Source organism: Nocardioides szechwanensis (assembly GCF_900103935.1).
In the GTDB taxonomy this organism is placed as follows: Bacteria; Actinomycetota; Actinomycetes; order Propionibacteriales; family Nocardioidaceae; genus Nocardioides; species Nocardioides szechwanensis.
In genome coordinates this window covers 108,391-125,630 of the sequence record NZ_FNIC01000007.1, presented here as the reverse complement: position 1 = coordinate 125,630, position 17,240 = coordinate 108,391, and the positions used below count along the sequence as shown (strand labels likewise).

Here is a 17,240-nt window from a genome sequence, read left to right as displayed (position 1 = left end):
CATGAGCCTGACCCTCTGGACCTTCGGGGTCAGCATCGCCTCCGCCCTGTTCCCGCTGATCAACATGGAGGTGATCCTCGGCGGGATGGCGGCCACCGTCGGCGACGGCCACGCCTTCCCGCTGGCGCTGACCGCCGGCCTGGGCCAGATGTTCGGCAAGATCGTCTGGTACGAGGCGACCCGGCGCAGCATCGAGACCGACTGGGTCCAGAAGAAGCTCTCCGGCGACAAGATCAAGACCAGCTACGCCCGCTGGCAGGCCCGCATGGACGGCCGGCCGTGGTTCTCGGGCGGGATCATGCTGATCTCGTCGTTCGCCGGGGTGCCGCCGCTGCTGGTGATGGCGGCCGTCGCCGGGGCGCTCAGGATGCGCATGTACGTCTTCCTGCCCACCATCCTGGTCGGCCGCACGCTGCGGTTCTGGCTGGTCCTCGCCGGAGTCGAGTCGCTGCTGGGCTGAGGGTCCCGATAGGCTGCGCCCCATGTCGTTGAGCCAGATCACGCTGTCCCTGAGCCGGGCCGCCGAGGAGCACCACGAGCAGGTCATCAACCCCTGGATCGTCGGTGCGATCACCATCGCCATCCTGCTCGCGATGATCGGTGCGCTCGTCGCCTTCGGCGGAGGACGCGAGCACACCTGAGTGGCACCCCTCAGTGAGCTCGCATGACTGCCGCCCATGAGTGAGGCAGAGCCGGTACGCCGCCGGGTCGGCGTCATGGGTGGCACGTTCGACCCCATCCACCACGGGCACCTGGTGGCGGCGTCCGAGGTGCAGGCGTGGTTCGACCTCGACGAGGTCGTGTTCGCGCCGACCGGACGGCCCTGGCAGAAGTCCGACCGCCAGGTCTCGCCCGCGGAGCACCGCTACCTGATGACGGTCATCGCCACGGCCGCCAACCCACGGTTCACGGTGTCGCGGGTCGACATCGACCGCGAGGGCCCGACGTACACGATCGACACGCTGCGCGACCTCAGCGCGGCCATGCCCGACGCCGACCTCTACTTCATCACCGGCGCCGACGCGCTGACCGAGATCTTCGGCTGGCGCGACGCGGAGGGACTCTTCGAGCTGGCGCAGTTCGTCGGCTGCACGCGCCCCGGCTACGACATGGACCCCGACGTGCTGGGCTCGATCCCCGCCGCCCGGGTGACCATGGTGGAGATCCCCGCCCTCGCCATCTCGTCCACCGACTGCCGCGAGCGCCAGCGCCGCGGACAGCCCGTGTGGTACCTCGTGCCCGACGGTGTGGTGCAGTACATCCAGAAGCACCGCCTCTACCCCGGAGAACAATGACTGCCACCGACCATGCCGTCGAGCTCGTCGTCGCTGCCGCGCGCGCCGCGGCCGACAAGCTCGCCACGCAGATCGTCGCGTTCGACGTGAGCGAGCAGCTCGCGATCACCGACGCCTTCGTCCTCGCCTCGGCCACCAACGACCGCCAGGTCAAGGCGATCGTCGACGAGGTCGAGGACAAGCTCCGCGAGATCGGCGCCAAGCCGATCCGCCGGGAGGGCGAGCGCGACGGCCGCTGGGTGCTCATCGACTACGGCGAGATCGTCGTCCACGTGCAGCACGAGGAGGAGCGCCAGTTCTACGCCCTCGAGCGGCTCTGGCGCGACTGCCCGACCATCGAGCTGCCGGCCGACCTCACCCGCCCGGCCGGCTGACGGTGCGCACGCTCGTCCTGCTGCGCCACGGGCGCACCGCCTTCAACCACGGGCTGCGCGTGCAGGGCCAGCTGGACGTCGAGCTCGACGAGGTCGGGCGCCAGCAGGCGGTTGTGGCCGCCGAGGCGCTCGCCAAGCTCGGTCCCACCCTGCTCTGGTCCTCCGATCTGGTGCGCGCGCGGGCGACCGCCGGCGCGCTCGCCGAGGCGACCGGCCTCGCACCGACGTACGACGCGAGGCTGCGTGAGTTCCACCTGGGGGAGCGCCAGGGCCTCACCCACGACGAGTACGCCGCCGCCGACCCGGTCGAGTTCGAGCAGTTCCGCCGCGGTCACTACGACTCCGCGCCGGGGGCCGAGCCCGCTGACGACGTACGCCGCCGGATGACCGAGGCGCTGCACGAGCTGCTCGCCGCCCTGGCGCCGGGGGAGGCCGCGGTCGCCGTCTCGCACGGCGCCGCCATCCGGGTCGCGACCGGCGCGATGCTGGGCTGGCCTGACGAGCAGTTCCACACTCTGCGCGGGCTCACCAACTGCGGCTGGGTGGTCCTCGAGGAGCATCCCGAGGTCGGCGGCCTGCGGCTGGGGGCCTACAACCGCACCGCGTGACCCGCGATTTCGCCCCCCGATTTTCGTGGGGCGTGCCGGGTTGGCTAGTATTCCGCGAGTTGTCCGAAGGAGACTTCGTTCGACGTGAGGGGCTGTGGCGCAGCTGGTAGCGCATCTGCATGGCATGCAGAGGGTCAGGGGTTCGAGTCCCCTCAGCTCCACCGATCGAGAGCGGCTCGTCTTGCTGAGGCAGGACCGGGCCGCTCTCGTCATTTCCCGGCTGTCCCGCCGCCCTCTCGCCGCCTGCGAGTCCTTTCTTGACTTGTTCCAGAAAAGCGGCAGAATGATTCGCATGGCCACCGAGCACGACTTCCCGCACCTGCTGCGCGAGGCCGCGCTGCGCGTGACCCGACCGCGGGTGGCCGTGCTCGCCGCGGTCCACGCGCACCCGCACGCCGACACCGACACGATCATCGGCGCCGTACGACGCGAGCTGCCCGACGTCTCGCACCAGACCGTCTACGACTCGCTGCACACCCTGACCGGCACCGGTCTCGTCCGGCGGATCCAGCCGGCCGGGTCGGTCGCGCGCTACGAGTCGCGGGTCGACGACAACCACCACCACGTCGTGTGCCGCTCGTGCGGCGCGATCGCGGACGTCGACTGCGCCGTCGGCCACACCCCTTGTCTCACCGCCTCCGACGACCACGGCTTCATGGTCGACGAGGCGGAGGTCGTCTACTGGGGCACCTGCCCCGCCTGCACGACCGCAGCCCTCATCCAGTGAACCGTCAGCCGGAAGGAAGCAGATGACCGACAGCCAGGACAGCAGCACCCCCGAGAGCCCCCAAGGGGTGGACCGCAAGGCTGAGGCGGGATGCCCGGTCATGCAGGGCTCCGCTGCCGCGAAGGGCAGCGAGAGCGAGAACCCGGCGATCGACTCGCCGACCGTCAAGGAGGGCCGTCCCCACGGCAACCGCGACTGGTGGCCCAACCAGGTCGACCTCTCGGTGCTCCACTCCCACTCGCCCAAGGGCAACCCGCTCGCTCCTGACTTCGACTACGCCAGCGAGTTCGCGAAGCTCGACCTCGAGGCGGTCAAGCAGGACATCGTGGAGGTGCTGCACTCCTCGCAGGACTGGTGGCCGGCCGACTTCGGCCACTACGGCGGCCTGTTCATCCGGCTGAGCTGGCACGCCGCCGGCACCTACCGGATCTACGACGGCCGCGGTGGCGCCGGCGACGGCGGCCAGCGGTTCGCGCCCCTCAACAGCTGGCCCGACAACGCCAACCTCGACAAGGCCCGCCGGCTGCTCTGGCCGGTCAAGCAGAAGCACGGCCAGAAGATCTCGTGGGCCGACCTGCTGGTGCTCGCCGGCAACGTGGCGCTCGAGGACATGGGCTTCGAGACCTTCGGCTTCGGCTTCGGCCGCGAGGACGTGTGGGAGCCCGAGGAGATCTTCTGGGGCCCCGAGGACACCTGGCTGGGCGACGAGCGCTACAGCGGCGAGCGCGACCTCCACGAGCACCTCGGCGCGGTCCAGATGGGGCTGATCTACGTCAACCCCGAGGGCCCCAACGGCAACCCCGACCCGTTGGCCTCCGCCCGCGACATCCGCGACACCTTCGCCCGGATGGCGATGAACGACGAGGAGACCGTCGCCCTCATCGCCGGCGGTCACACCTTCGGGAAGACCCACGGCGCTGGCGACGCCGACCTGGTCGGCCCCGAGCCCGAGGCGGCTCCGCTGGAGCAGCAGGGCCTGGGCTGGAAGAGCGAGTACGGCTCCGGCATGGGCGCCGACGCGATCACCAGCGGCCTCGAGGTCACCTGGACCGACGTACCCACCCAGTGGAGCAACCGCTTCTTCGAGATCCTCTTCGGCTACGAGTGGGAGCTCACCGAGAGCCCCGCGGGTGCCAAGCAGTGGGTCGCCAAGGACGCCGAGGCGATCATCCCCGGCCCGGCCCCGGACTCGCCCAAGCGCAAGCCCACGATGCTGACCTCCGACCTCGCGCTGCGCTTCGACCCGGAGTACGAGAAGATCTCGCGCCGCTTCCTCGAGAACCCCGACGAGTTCGCGCTGGCCTTCGGCAAGGCCTGGTACAAGCTCCTGCACCGCGACATGGGCCCGGTCGACCGCTACCTCGGTCCCTGGGTGCCCGAGCCGCAGCTGTGGCAGGACCCCGTCCCGCCGGTCGAGGGCGCGCTCGTCGGTGACGCCGACGTCGCCACCTTGAAGAGCAAGGTCCTCGAGTCGGGCCTCTCGGTCTCCGAGCTGGTCTCCACCGCGTGGGCCTCGGCGGCGAGCTTCCGCACCACCGACAAGCGGGGCGGCGCCAACGGTGCCCGTATCCGCCTGGAGCCCCAGCGCAGCTGGGCCGTCAACCAGCCCGAGCAGCTTGCCCGCGTCCTGGCCAAGCTCGAGGGCGTCCGCGACGAGTTCAACGCCGCAGGGGGCGCCCAGGTCTCGCTCGCCGACCTGATCGTGATCGCCGGCAACGCCGCGGTCGAGAAGGCGGCGAAGGACGCCGGCGTCGAGGTCACCGTGCCGTTCCACGCCGGCCGCACCGACGCCACCGAGGAGCAGACCGACGTCGAGTCGTTCCGGGTCCTCGAGCCGCGCGCCGACGGGTTCCGCAACTATCTGCGAGCGACGGACAAGATGTCGCCCGAGACGCTGCTGGTCGACCGCGCCTACATGCTCGAGCTGGGCGCTCCCGAGATGACCGTCCTGGTCGGCGGGCTGCGGGCGATCGGTGCCAACGTCGAGGGCGCGCAGCACGGCGTCCTCACCGACCGTCCCGGGGTCCTGAGCAACGACTTCTTCGTCAACCTGCTCTCGCCGGGCACCCGGTGGAAGGCCTCGGACCGGGAGCACGTCTACGAGATCCGCGACGCGGCCACCGACGAGCTCAAGTGGACCGCCACCGCGGTCGACCTCGTCTTCGGCTACCACTCGCAGCTGCGGGCGCTCGCGGAGGTCTACGCCAGCGCGGACGGGCAGGACAAGCTCGTGCACGACTTCGTCGCCGCCTGGACGAAGGTCATGGAGCTGGACCGCTTCGACCTGCGCTGACCCGGCCAGCGGCGCGAGCCCGGTCGACCTCACGGTCGGCCGGGCTCGTCCCGTCTCCGGAGACTGTCAGGCGGACTCGGCGACCCGTTCGGCGAGCCGCACCGCCGCGTGGCGCACCACGTCTGCCTCCGCCGGGTCGGCGGCCACCTGCTCCGGTACCTGCCCGCCGAGCAGGCCGGCCGGCTGGGTCAGCCACGCCCAGGCGCGCCACGGGTCCATGCCCGCCGCGAGCAGGGGGCGGAGCACGGGCTCGAGCTCGGGCCGCAGCTCGCCCGCCTCCGTGAGCTGGAAGCCGGGTACGACGGTGCCGGCCTCGGTGGCGACGACGAGCAGCCCGTGGTCGTTCTGGGCCTTGTGCACCGCGAAGCGGGTGGCGTTGACCGAGGCGCCGCGGAGCGCGGCCAGGGTCTCGTAGGTGTACGACGGTCCGGCCAGCAGCTCCTGGCGCACGCGCGCCTGGCGGGCGATCAGCAGCAGCGGCACCGGCACGGCGTGCTCGGGCTCGGAGCCCTCGCGGTGGAGCAGGCGGTCGAGCTGGTGGAGCTGGTCGGCGTCGAGCGGCTTGCGGGTGACCGGGTCCGTCCAGTGGACACCGCCCTCGCCGTCACGGGCGAAGGTCGGCAGCCCGGCGGCCCCCAGGTGCTCGGTCAGCCCGAGGCCCTCGAGCCAGGAGGCCAGTCGCTCGCCGAGGTCTCCGGGCAGCTGCTCCGACGTCATGGGAACAGCCTGTCAGCCGCCGGTGCGGGTGCCGTCGTCGGAGTACTCGATGCCACCCATGTCGACGGTGCGCAGGGCGTTGGCCACCGACGTGACGACCGCCGTGCCGAGCGGTCCGCTGCGGTCGAAGACGGCCGCGGTGCCGACCGCGATGCCGTCGTACTCCACGCGGTCGACGGCGGAGAGGCCGATCTCGGCGCCGTCGGGCTGGCGGGCGAGGGTGAGCGTGATGTCGGTGTTGATGTACTCCACGCCGCGACTGCCCCAGTTGGTGACCAGGCTGGCACCGTCGGCGACCGCGGCGGCGGCCTGGAACGGCGTGATCGGCTCGCCGGCCAGGACGGGGATGGCGGAGTTCCAGGACTGCTTGCGCGACGCGTTCTGGTGCTCGCCGAAGTTCTGCGACCAGCCGGCCTCGCTGTGGAGGAACGGCACGTGCGGCACGTCGGTCTGCGGCGCGACGTCCAGCGGCGGCGGGACCGGGCGCTCCGACGGGCTCCAGACCTCGCCCTCGGTGGTGGCGGTGGCCGCCAGGAAGACCGCGCTGGCCCGCGCCACCCGCTGGCCGCCCTGGGTCAGCACGGCGTCGACGAGACAGATCCGGCGTCCCTCGCGCACGACCTCGGCCGTGACCTCGCAGGGGTCCATCGTGGCCGCCCGGAACAGGTCGACCGTGAGCCGGGCCGGGTGCAGGTCGTGCCGCCCGAGGTCGGCGACCTGGCGCTCGAGCGCCCGGGCCAGCGCGCCGCTGACCGCGACGCCGTGCATGTGGTTGGTGTCCCACATGCTCTGCGCCATCTCGGTGGGGACCAGCAGGGCGCCGTCGGCTCGGAAGAAGGAGAGATCCACGATCGGAGGTTAATGGCGGCTCTCAGCCGGTGACAGGGGCGGGGTACCGGCCTACGCTGCCAGGGGGGAAATCGAGACAGGAACTCACATGCGAGCAATCACTCTGTCAGTGGCGGCACTCGCCGTCGTACTTCCGGCCGGCCTTCTGAGCGGCATCGCCGCCGAGGCCGCGGCCCCGGCCGCGTCGGTCACCGTCACCATCAAGGCCGAGGGCACCGACATGTCCGGCACGGTCTCCAGCACCAAGCCCCTCAAGTGCGCCGCCAACCGCACGGTCAAGGTGTTCAAGCTGGTCAACGGCGAGCCGCACCTCTGGGCCTCCGACACGACCGAGAAGCAGGGCGCCAAGTACGTCTGGTCCACCGGCAACACCGGGACCGAGGGGCGCTTCTACGCGAAGGTCGGCGCCAAGCCGGGCTGCAAGATGGACGTCAGCCCGACGATCAGGGTGGTCCGTCCCGACTAGCGACCCACCACACCGTGGGATTTGACACGCGTCAGGTGTGACGGCGGCTACAGTCCTGGAACCTGTTCTAGTTCCGGCCCAGGAGTGTGGCAATGCCCGGCTTCAACCTCTCGACCGTGTTCGACACCGTGGCCCGCGCCGTGCCCGACCAGGAGGTCCTGGTCTGGCGCGACCGGCGGTTCACCTACGCGCAGAGCAACGCGCGCGCCGACGGTGTCGCGCACTTCCTGGTGGAGCAGGGGCTCGGCTGTCACACCGAGCGGGCGGGGCTCGCGGGCCACGAGTCCGGCCAGCACCACGTCGGCATCTACCTGCGCAACGGCAACGAGTACCTCGAGACCCTGGTCGGCGGGTGGCGTGCCCGCGTGGCGCCGTACAACATCAACTACCGCTACGTCGAGGAGGAGCTGCTCTACCTGCTCGAGGATGCCAAGACCGACGCGCTCGTCTACGCCGCGGAGTTCGCGCCGCAGGTCGCCGCGCTGCGCGAGCAGGTGGCGGGGCTGAAGGTGCTGGTGCAGGTGGCCGACGACAGCGGCAACGCGCTGCTGCCCGGGGCGGTGGACTACGAGTCGGTCGTGGCGACGCCCCCGCCGGTCGGCGGCATGCCCGAGCCGGACGGTGACGACCTCTTCATCATGTACACCGGTGGCACCACCGGCATGCCCAAGGGCGTGGTCTGGCGCCAGGACGACGTCTTCATCTCCGCGATGGGCGGGCTGCCGTTCGGCACCACCGAGCCCTATGCGTCGTACGACGAGATCGCGCAGGCCGCACGCGACGCCAATGGCGGGGTGACCCTGCTGATGCTGCCGCCGTTCATGCACGGTGCGGCCCAGTGGTCGGCGTTCCACATGTTCACCACCGGCGGCAAGATCGTGATCCCGGACGACGTGCACCGCATGGATCCCGCGGACGCGCTCTCCACGGCGGTGAGGGAGAAGTGCCTGAGCATCCCGGTGGTGGGCGACGCGGTGGCGCGGCCGCTGGTCGAGGAGCTCGAGCGCGGTGACTACGACATGTCGGGGGTCGCGGCGTTCAGCAACGGCGGCGCCCCGATGACTCCGACGGTGCGTAGCCGGCTGCTCGAGGCGCTGCCGCACATCATGCTGCTCGATGCGGTGGGCTCGTCGGAGACCGGCATCCAGATGAACCACTACTCCGCCAAGGGGTCGGAGGCCGACACCGCCATCTTCAACCCGCAGGAGGACACGACGGTCGTGAGCGACGACCTGGACCGCCGGCTCCAGCCGGGTGAGGGTGGCGGCTGGCTGGCCCGTCGCGGCCGCATCCCGCTCGGCTACCTCGGTGACCCCGACAAGACCGCCCGCACGTTCCCGGTGATCGAAGGCGCGCGCTGGTCGGTGCCCGGCGACCGGGCCAACCTGCTCGCCGACGGCCGGATCGAGCTCCTCGGCCGGGACGGCGTCACCGTCAACTCCGGCGGCGAGAAGATCTTCGTCGAGGAGGTCGAGCGGGCCGTCGCCGCGCACCCCGCCGTACGGGACGTGGTCGTGGTCGGCCGCCCGTCCGAGCGCTGGGGGAGCGAGGTCGTCGCCGTCGTCCAGCTCGCCGAGGGCAGCGAGGCCACCGACGAGGAGCTGGTCGCCGAGGCCGGCCGCCACGTCGCCCGCTACAAGGTCCCCAAGGCCATCGTTCGCGTGACCGAGATGCAGCGCTCACCCTCCGGCAAGGCCGACTACCGCTGGGCGAAGACCCAGGTCGTCAGCTAGGACACCTCTCTCGTAGACCCGCACCGTCGGGATAGTCCCCAACAGGAGAGCGAATGAGAGCCCTCTTATCCGCTCTGGTGTTAGGGACTATCCCGGCGACCCGACTTCTTCGAGCTCCGACCAGTCGACGGTGGCGGTACGGCGTTGGTACTCCGCGACCAGGCCGGGCCAGTTGGTGGTGATCCGGGGGCCGTCGACGTACCAGCTGCTGCAGCCGGCCCAGGCGCTGTCGGCGAGTCGCGACTGCATCTCCTGGTCGTAGGCCTCGGCCACGTCGGGACGTACGGCGACCGCGTGCGCGCGGCCGTCGGCGATCCGCCGGGTGACCTGGGCGAGGTAGCCGGCCTGGGCCTCCATCATCGCGATGATCGAGCTGCCCCCGAGGTTGGTGTTGGGGCCGTAGATGCAGAACAGGTTGGGGAAGCCGGGCACGGTCAGGCCGAGGTGGGCGCGGGCGCCGTCGCTCCACAGCTCGTGCAGGTCGGCGCCGCCGGCCCCGGTGACGGTCACGTCGGCGAGGAAGTCGGTGGCGGCGAAGCCCGTGCCCCAGATGAGTACGTCGGCCTCGTGCAGCCGGCCGTCGGCGGTGCGCACGCCGGTGGGCTCGATCGCGGAGACCCGCTCGGTCACGACGTCGACGTGGTCGCGGGAGAGCGCGGGGTACCAGTCGTTGGAGAACAGCAGCCGCTTGCAGCCGATCGGGTAGTCCGGCACCAGCTTGCGGCGCAGCTCGGGGTCGCGCACCTGGCGCCGCAGCGTCAGCCGCCACGCGGCACGCAGCGCCGCGATCATCGGCTTGGTGAGCCTCGAGTCGCCGCCGAGGGTGCCGTTGAGGACCTCGGTCAGCCGAAACACCGAGCGTCGCTCGGCGGTCAGCAGCCACGGGAGCCGGGCGAACGCGCGGTGGTGGCGCGGCCGGTACTCCTGGTCGGGCTTCGGCACGACGTACGGCGCGGAGCGCTGGAAGACCGTCATCGCGGCGACCTCGTCGACGATGCCCGGCACGAACTGGATCGCGCTCGCGCCGGTGCCGACGACCGCCACCCGCTTCCCCTCGAGGTCGACGTCGTGGCGCCACTGCGCCGAGTGGAACGCCGGGCCGGCGAACGTCTCGGCGCCGGGCAGGTCGGGGATCACGGGGTTGGACAGCTGACCGACGGCGGACACGACCACCTCGGCGTCGTACGTCGCACCGCTCGCCGTGGTCACGTGCCACAGCCGGGCGGCCTCGTCCCAGGCGAGCCCGGTGACCTCGACCCCGGTCTCCACGAGGTCGAGCAGCCCCTCGCGGTCGGCCGCGTCGCGGATGTAGTCGAGGATCTCCGGTTGCGCGGAGTAGCGCCGCCCCCAGGCGGGGTTGATCGCCCACGACCACGAGTAGAGCGGCGACGGGACGTCGCACGCGGCGCCCGGGTAGGTGTTGTCGCGCCACACCCCGCCCACCGCGTCCGCGCGCTCGAGGATCGTGATGTCGGTGATGCCCTGCTGCTTCAGGGCGCGGGCGGCGCCGAGGCCGCCGAAGCCGGCCCCGATGATGACGACGCGAGTGCTCATGGGAGGAACCTAGGCCGCGCGCGGGACCAGCGGGAGCGCCGCAGCCGCACGTGGTTGATAATTCCGGACATGCCGTCCGTCGCCACCGAGCTCCCTGCGCCGGCGGCGGCCGACTGGGGCTTCCCGCGGTCCGCGACGGCGATCCTCGTCCTGGTCGAGTACGCCGGGTCGCGCGGCGTCGGGGCGCGCCGGGCCCTGGCCGGCACCGGGCTGCACCCCGAGGACCTCGTGGAGGGCGAGGTGACCGCCGCCCAGGAGTTGACCGTCGTGCGCACGCTGCGCGGGCTGCTCGGCGAGGTCGGTGTCGACGTGGGGCAGCGCTACCGCGCGTCGACCTTCGGCGCGTTCGGCTTCGCGATGCTGGCCAGCCGCACGGTGCTCGACGCGATGGACCTCGCGCTGCGCTTCATCGACCTGAGCTTCGCGTTCGCGATCCCGCGCGCCTCCGTGGTCGGTGACGAGGTGGTGGTGACCGTCGACGGCGGCGACCTGCCGGCCGACGTACGCAGGTTCCTCGTGGAGCGCGACGTCACCGCCGTGGTGGCGGTGCTCGACGGCCTGGTGCCGGGTGGGGTCGGCGCGCGGGTGACCTGGACCGAGCACGCCGCGCGGATCGAGTTCGGGGCCGACCAGCTGAGTCGGCCGCTGCCCGAGCGCAGCCCCGAGCGGCTGGAGCTGGCGGCCCGGATGTGCGCCGAGGTGGTCGACGCCAGGAGGGCTCGCACCGGCCTGGCCCAGGACGTGCGCGTGCTGATCACCCAGCGTCTGCCGCAGGGGGCGCCGATGGCCGACGTCGCTCACGCGCTCGCCCTGAGCGAGCGCACCCTGCGGCGCCATCTGGCCGACGAGGGCGTGGCCTACCGGCTGCTCCTCGACGAGGTTCGCTCCTCGATGGACCTGGCCCTGCGGGGCGGGCGCGCCACCATGCCGGTCGCGGTCGTCGCCCAGCGGCTGGGCTACGGGAGCTCGGCGGCGTACCTCCATGCGCGGAGACGCTGGCAGGCCTCCCGCCCCAGGTCTTAACGCGACCGACTGCCGGGCGCCACGTCCCGGCCAACTGAGCAACCCGGGGGATTCACCGGCCGCTGGTCGGCTGCGTCCATGACGACCGCCCCCACCCGCCCGAACATCCCGATCACGCCGGTGAACCGGCACGGCTCCCGGAGCCGGATGACCTGCCTCTTCCGCTGCGGCAACGCGTGCGACCACCCCGAGCCCAACCTCACCGACAACGGCCACATCCAGCAGGAGATCACCCGCGCCCTCGCGCGCCGCTCGGTGCTCAAGGGAGCGGCCGTCGGGTCCGGCGCCCTGGTCGTCGGTGGCGCTGCCGCCACTGCCTCGGGTGGCCTGGCCGCGGCCGCGGTCGAGCCGGCCCGGGCCGTCGCCGGCGACCTTGCGACGTCCGTCTTCTCCCCGGTGCGACCCAACAAGCGCGACAGCGTCACGGTCGCCGAGGGCTTCACGCACTCCGTCGTGATGCGCTGGGGCGACCGGGTCCTGCCGGGGGCTCCGGTCTTCGACGCCTACAAGCAGACCGCCGCGGCGGCCAGCATGCAGTTCGGCTACAACTGCGACTACGTCGGCATCCTCCCGCTCGGCCGGGACAAGGCACTGCTGATCGTCAACCACGAGTACACCGACGAGAACCTGATGTTCCCCGCCGACACCTACACGCCGGCCGAGATCAAGGCGATCGCCATGGTCAACCACGGGATGTCGGTCGTCACGATCAAGCGCGGCCTGGTGCCGGGGGACTGGCAGCAGGTCACGAACCTCCGCAACGCCCCGCACAACCGGCGCCTCCACATCGGTACGCCGTTCGCGATCGTCGGCCCTGCCGCGGGTGACGACCGGCTCAAGACCGTCGCCGACCCGACCGGCCGGGCCGCCTTGGGCACCCTCAACAACTGTGCCGGTGGCACGACCCCGTGGGGCACCGTGCTCTCGGGCGAGGAGAACTTCAACCAGTACTTCGACAAGTCCGGAGACCTCGACGCGCGGTACACGGCGCAGTACGCGCGCTACGGCATCACCGGGGTCGGCAAGGGCTGGAGCGAGGTCGACCCCCGCTTCGACCTCACCACGGACCCGCACGAGCCGCACCGCTTCGGCTGGATCGTCGAGGTCGACCCGACCGACCCGAAGTCGACGCCGCGCAAGCAGACGATGCTCGGTCGTTTCAAGCACGAGGGCGCCAACATCGTGATCGCGCGCAGCGGCCACGCGGTCGCCTACATGGGCGACGACGAGCGCGGCGACTACATCTACCGGTTCGTCTCGGCCGACAAGTTCGACCCCGCCAAGACCGTCAAGGCGCGCCGCCACAACCTGACCCTGCTGACGAAGGGCACCCTCTCGGTCGCCAAGTTCGTCGGCGACGGCGCCGGCGACGGCAGCTACGACGGCACCGGCAGCTGGATCCCGCTGTGCACCGACACGACTTCGTACGTCGAGGGCATGTCGGTCGCCGACGTCCTGATCTTCACCCGGCTGGCCGCGGACAAGATGGGCCCGACCAAGATGGACCGGCCCGAGGACGTGGAGCCCAACCCGGTGAACGGCAAGGTCTACGCGGCACTGACCAACAACTCCAACCGCGGCAAGCCCGAGCTGCCGGTCGACGAGGCCAACCCGATCGCGAGCTCGATGGTGCGGGCCTCGCTGGGCGCTCCGCTCACCGCGGCGTCCGGCAACCGCAACGGCTACGTGCTCGAGTGGACGCCCGCGGGCGGTGAGCACACGGCCGCCATGTTCACCTGGGACCTGCTGCTGGTCTGCGGCGACCCGGCGGCGGCCGAGACCTACTTCGGCGGCGTGGACAAGTCGACGGTGAGCCCGATCAGCTGCCCCGACAACGTGAGCTTCGACAGCGAGGGCCAGCTGTGGATCTCCACCGACGGCAACGTGCTCGGCTCCAACGACGGCATCTTCCGGGTGCCGGTGTCCGGGCCGCTGCGCGGGCAGGTACGTCAGTTCGTGACCATGCCGCGCGGGGCGGAGGCGTGCGGGCCGCTGATCACCGACCGCAACCGGTCGCTGTTCTTCGCGGTGCAGCACCCGGGCGAGATCGATGGGGCGACGTTCGAGAAGCAGGCGAGCACCTGGCCGCACACCGACGACTTCCCCCGGCCGTCGGTCTGCGTGGCCTACAAGCGCCGCTGAGGACCACCCGGAGCGCCAGTCGACGGCGGGCCGGCGATCAGGTGATCGTCATCCCGCCGTCGACGGCCAGGGTCTGGCCGGTGATGTAGCCGGCGGCGTCGGAGGCCAGGAAGACCGCGGTCGCGGCGAGCTCGGCCGGGTCGCCCTTGCGGCCGACCGGGATCCGGGCGCCCTGCGACTCGAGGTAGCCCGGCGGGTAGCTGTCGGTCATCTCCGAGGTGAAGAACCCCGGGGCGATCGCGTTGACGCGGATGCCCTTGCGCCCGGTCCACTGCTGGGCCAGGTCGCGGGTCAGGCCGATCAGCCCTGCCTTCGACGCGGCGTACGCCGCCTGGGGGAGGCCGGCGGTGGTGAGGCCGAGGACCGACGAGATGTTGATGATGCTCGAGCCCGGAAGCATCACGCGCCCGCAGGCCTGCGCCATCCAGTAGCAGCCGTTGAGGTTGACGTCGATCACCTCACGGAACTGCTCGGGCGTCTCGCGCGTCGCGGGCACGGCGGTGCCGATGCCGGCGTTGTTGATGAGGATGTCGACCCGGCCGAACTCCTCCATGGCGAGGGCGACCAGGTTGCTGCACGCCTCGGGGTCGGCCACGTCGGTGGCCACGGTCAGGGCACGACGGCCCGCGGCCTCGACGAGCGCGGCGGTGTCGGCCATCTTCTCCACGCGGCGCGCGCCGAGCGCGAGGTCGGCGCCGGCCTCGGCCAGGCCCTGGGCGAACGCGACGCCCAGACCGCTCGAGGCGCCGGTCACCACAGCGACCCGGCCGTCGAGCCGGAACATGTCAGTCACAGTCATGGCCGCGACTGTAGGGCACCCGGTTTCGGGTACTCTGGGCACATGCACAGGACCCTGCTCCTTACCTAGCCGCGTCGACGACTCCCAGAGCGACGCGGCTGCCCCTCGTGACTGAGGGGCTTTTTTGTGCCCAAAGAGCAGCAGGATCCGACGAGAGCCGAGAGAGACATCATGACCGAGCAGCACAGCACCGAACCTGCGACGTACGACGTCGCCGCCACCGAGCGCAAGTGGCAGCCGGTGTGGGAGAAGCTCGACCCGTTCCACGCCGACGACGCGTCGCCGCGTGAGAAGCGCTACGCGCTGACGATGTTTCCCTACCCGAGCGGCGACCTGCACATGGGTCATGCCGAGGTGACGGCGCTGCACGACGTGGTCGCGCGCTACTGGTGGCAGAAGGGCTACGAGGTCCTGAACCCGATGGGCTGGGACTCCTTCGGCCTGCCCGCCGAGAACGCCGCGATCCGCAACGACGCACACCCCGCCGACTACACCTACGGCAACATCGCCACGCAGCTGGAGTCCTTCCAGAAGTACGGCGTCAGCTTCGACTGGTCGCGGCGCTTCAACACCTCCGACCCGGAGTACTACAAGTGGACGCAGTGGCTGTTCCTGAAGTTCCACGAGAAGGGCCTGGCCTACCGCAAGAACAGCTGGGTCAACTGGTGCCCCAACGACCAGACCGTGCTGGCCAACGAGCAGGTCGTCGACGGCGCCTGCGAGCGCTGCGGGGCCGAGGTCACCAAGCGTGAGCTGACGCAGTGGTACTTCCGCACGACCGCCTACGCGCAGGAGCTGCTGGACTGCCTGGACGACCTGCAGCCGACCTGGCCGGCCAAGGTCGTCAACGCCCAGCGCAACTGGATCGGCCGGTCCGAGGGTGCCCACGTCGACTTCAATGTGGCCGGACGGTCGCAACCATTGACCGTGTACACGACGCGCCCCGACACGCTGTTCGGCGCCACCTTCATGGTGGTCGCCGCCGACGCCGCGCTAGCCTCCGAGCTGGTCACCGACGAGCAACGTGGTGCGCTGGACGACTACCTGGTGGAGGTCCGCAAGGAGACCGAGATCAACCGGCTGTCGACCGACCGCCCCAAGACCGGGGTGTTCCTGGGCGTCCACGCGACCAACCCCCTGACCGGCACCGAGATCCCGGTCTACGCCGCCGACTACGTGCTGGCCGACTACGGCACCGGCGCGATCATGGCCGTGCCCGGACAGGACCAGCGCGACTGGGAGTTCGCCCAGGCGTTCGACCTGCCGATCATCCGCACCGTCGAGCCGCCCGCCGACTGGGAGGGTGACGCGTTCACGGGCGACGGCCCGGCGATCAACTCGGCCAACGACGAGATCGACCTGTCCGGCATGGGCGTCGCCGAGGCCAAGTCGACCACCATCGCGTTCCTGGAGGACAAGGGCCTGGGGCGCGGCACGGTCAACTTCCGGCTGCGCGACTGGCTGCTGTCGCGCCAGCGCTACTGGGGTGCTCCGATCCCGATCATCCACTGCCCGGTCGACGGCGAGGTCGCCGTACCGGAGGACCAGCTGCCCGTCGAGCTGCCCGAGCTGCGCGGCGCCGACCTGAAGCCCAAGGGCACCTCGCCCCTGGGTGCCGCCACCGAGTGGGTCAACGTCAGCTGCCCGAAGTGCGGGGGCCCGGCGACGCGCGACACCGACACCATGGACACCTTCGTCGACTCGTCCTGGTACTTCTTCCGCTACGTCTCGCCGCACGACGAGACGCAGGCGTTCGACACCGACCTGGCCAACACCTGGGGGCCGATCGACCTGTACGTCGGCGGCGACGAGCACGCGGTGCTGCACCTGCTGTACGCGCGCTTCTTCACCAAGGCCCTGCGCGACATGGGCATGGTCGACTGGGACGAGCCGTTCTCGTCGTACCTGTCCCAGGGCAAGGTCATCAACAACGGGCGCAAGATGAGCAAGTCGCTGGGCAACGGCGTCAGTCTGGGGGAGCAGCTCGAGGCCTTCGGCGTTGACGCGGTGCGGCTGACCCTGGTCTTCGCGGGACCCCCCGAGGACAACATCGACTGGGCCGACATGTCCCCGGCCGGCTCGCTGAAGTTCCTGCAGCGGGCCTGGCGGCTGAGCGGCGACGTGGCCAGCGCCGTCGGGGCCGACCCGGCGACCGGTGACGTGGTGCTGCGCAAGCTGACCCACAAGACGCTGCACGACGCCGAGAGCCTGATCGAGATCCACCGCTTCAACGTGATGGTCGCCCGGACGATGGAGCTGGTCAACGCCACCCGCAAGGCCATCGACTCCGGCCCCGGCGGCGCCGACCCCGCGGTCCGTGAGGCCGTGGAGGCGGTGGCGATCCTGCTGTCGCTGGTCGCGCCCTACACGGCCGAGGAGATGTGGGAGCGGCTGGGCCACGAGCCGACCGTCGCCCGGGCCGGTTGGCCTGCCGTCGACGAGGCGCTGCTGGTCGCCGACGCGGTCACCGCTGTCGTCCAGGTGCAGGGCAAGGTCCGTGCGCGCCTGGAGGTGTCCCCGGACATCTCCGAGGCCGACCTGGAGGCGCTGGCGCTGGCTGACCCGGCCGTCGTACGCAGCATCGACGGCAAGGAGATCCGCAAGGTGATCGTGCGGGCCCCCAAGGTCGTCAACGTCGTCGTCTGACGTCCCTTCAGCCG

At 71.1% G+C, this 17,240-nt stretch carries 16 protein-coding genes and 1 tRNA gene; 13 read left to right on the top strand and 4 right to left on the bottom strand.

Going from position 1 to position 17,240, the window contains the following annotated elements:
• Nucleotide 1 precedes the first annotated feature (1 nt).
• The 8 genes from BLR90_RS16355 (at nucleotide 2) to katG (ending at nucleotide 5,297) form a co-directional block, all read left to right on the top strand.
• Entirely contained in the window at nucleotides 2–460 is a 459-nt protein-coding gene (locus BLR90_RS16355; RefSeq protein WP_091026298.1) for a YqaA family protein, read from the top strand.
• A gap of 22 nt (nucleotides 461–482) precedes the next feature.
• On the top strand, nucleotides 483–641 hold the full coding sequence (locus BLR90_RS21110) for a hypothetical protein (RefSeq protein ID WP_170254312.1): 159 nt from the start codon (nucleotides 483–485) through the stop codon (nucleotides 639–641).
• A 36-nt stretch (nucleotides 642–677) separates the two neighbouring features.
• Nucleotides 678–1,295 carry a nicotinate-nucleotide adenylyltransferase gene (gene nadD / locus BLR90_RS16350; protein WP_091026297.1) on the top strand — a complete coding sequence of 206 codons (618 nt, stop codon included), beginning with the start codon at nucleotides 678–680 and terminating at the stop codon, nucleotides 1,293–1,295.
• A complete protein-coding gene (gene rsfS, locus BLR90_RS16345) occupies nucleotides 1,292–1,669 on the top strand; it encodes a ribosome silencing factor (protein ID WP_091026296.1) in 378 nt (125 codons plus the stop codon). The genes nadD and rsfS overlap by 4 nt, the downstream gene beginning before the upstream one ends.
• Nucleotides 1,670–1,671: 2 nt before the next feature.
• Nucleotides 1,672–2,277 carry a histidine phosphatase family protein gene (locus BLR90_RS16340; protein ID WP_170254311.1) on the top strand — a complete coding sequence of 202 codons (606 nt, stop codon included), beginning with the start codon at nucleotides 1,672–1,674 and terminating at the stop codon, nucleotides 2,275–2,277.
• A gap of 88 nt (nucleotides 2,278–2,365) precedes the next feature.
• Nucleotides 2,366–2,438 (top strand) — tRNA-Ala (locus tag BLR90_RS16335).
• 131 nt (nucleotides 2,439–2,569) lie between these two features.
• Nucleotides 2,570–3,004, top strand: coding sequence for a Fur family transcriptional regulator (locus BLR90_RS16330; protein WP_170254310.1), 435 nt, complete (start codon nucleotides 2,570–2,572; stop codon nucleotides 3,002–3,004).
• A gap of 22 nt (nucleotides 3,005–3,026) precedes the next feature.
• On the top strand, nucleotides 3,027–5,297 hold the full coding sequence (gene katG / locus BLR90_RS16325; protein WP_091026294.1) for a catalase/peroxidase HPI: 2,271 nt from the start codon (nucleotides 3,027–3,029) through the stop codon (nucleotides 5,295–5,297).
• A gap of 66 nt (nucleotides 5,298–5,363) precedes the next feature.
• Here katG and BLR90_RS16320 read toward each other — a convergent pair whose 3' ends face one another.
• Nucleotides 5,364–6,014 (bottom strand): hypothetical protein, encoded by a 651-nt coding sequence (locus BLR90_RS16320; RefSeq protein WP_091026293.1) that lies wholly within the window; start codon nucleotides 6,012–6,014, stop codon nucleotides 5,364–5,366.
• A gap of 12 nt (nucleotides 6,015–6,026) precedes the next feature.
• Nucleotides 6,027–6,863: a thioesterase family protein gene (locus BLR90_RS16315; protein WP_170254309.1), complete on the bottom strand. Its 837-nt coding sequence runs from the start codon at nucleotides 6,861–6,863 to the stop codon at nucleotides 6,027–6,029.
• A gap of 88 nt (nucleotides 6,864–6,951) precedes the next feature.
• Here BLR90_RS16315 and BLR90_RS16310 point away from each other — a divergent pair, with 88 nt between their 5' ends.
• Together BLR90_RS16310 and BLR90_RS16305 are read left to right on the top strand one after the other, a co-directional pair.
• Complete coding sequence (locus BLR90_RS16310) at nucleotides 6,952–7,329, top strand: hypothetical protein (protein ID WP_143016242.1); 378 nt, start codon at nucleotides 6,952–6,954, stop codon at nucleotides 7,327–7,329.
• A gap of 92 nt (nucleotides 7,330–7,421) precedes the next feature.
• A complete protein-coding gene (locus BLR90_RS16305; RefSeq protein WP_091026291.1) occupies nucleotides 7,422–9,062 on the top strand; it encodes an acyl-CoA synthetase in 1,641 nt (546 codons plus the stop codon).
• A gap of 87 nt (nucleotides 9,063–9,149) precedes the next feature.
• On the opposite strand, the gene BLR90_RS16300 is transcribed toward BLR90_RS16305, so the two are convergent.
• Nucleotides 9,150–10,616: a flavin-containing monooxygenase gene (locus BLR90_RS16300; protein WP_091026290.1), complete on the bottom strand. Its 1,467-nt coding sequence runs from the start codon at nucleotides 10,614–10,616 to the stop codon at nucleotides 9,150–9,152.
• A gap of 69 nt (nucleotides 10,617–10,685) precedes the next feature.
• Here BLR90_RS16300 and BLR90_RS16295 point away from each other — a divergent pair, with 69 nt between their 5' ends.
• Together BLR90_RS16295 and BLR90_RS16290 are read left to right on the top strand one after the other, a co-directional pair.
• The gene (locus BLR90_RS16295) at nucleotides 10,686–11,639 is read left to right on the top strand and encodes an AraC family transcriptional regulator (RefSeq protein WP_091026289.1); all 954 of its coding nucleotides are present in this window, start codon (nucleotides 10,686–10,688) and stop codon (nucleotides 11,637–11,639) included.
• A 78-nt stretch (nucleotides 11,640–11,717) separates the two neighbouring features.
• The gene (locus BLR90_RS16290) at nucleotides 11,718–13,781 is read left to right on the top strand and encodes a PhoX family protein (RefSeq protein ID WP_091026288.1); all 2,064 of its coding nucleotides are present in this window, start codon (nucleotides 11,718–11,720) and stop codon (nucleotides 13,779–13,781) included.
• A 37-nt stretch (nucleotides 13,782–13,818) separates the two neighbouring features.
• Here the strand turns inward: BLR90_RS16290 and BLR90_RS16285 are convergent, their stop codons facing one another.
• Nucleotides 13,819–14,580 (bottom strand): SDR family NAD(P)-dependent oxidoreductase, encoded by a 762-nt coding sequence (locus tag BLR90_RS16285; RefSeq protein WP_091026287.1) that lies wholly within the window; start codon nucleotides 14,578–14,580, stop codon nucleotides 13,819–13,821.
• 171 nt (nucleotides 14,581–14,751) lie between these two features.
• Here BLR90_RS16285 and leuS point away from each other — a divergent pair, with 171 nt between their 5' ends.
• Nucleotides 14,752–17,226: a leucine--tRNA ligase gene (gene leuS / locus BLR90_RS16280; protein ID WP_091026286.1), complete on the top strand. Its 2,475-nt coding sequence runs from the start codon at nucleotides 14,752–14,754 to the stop codon at nucleotides 17,224–17,226.
• The last annotated feature ends 14 nt before the right edge of the window (nucleotides 17,227–17,240 follow it).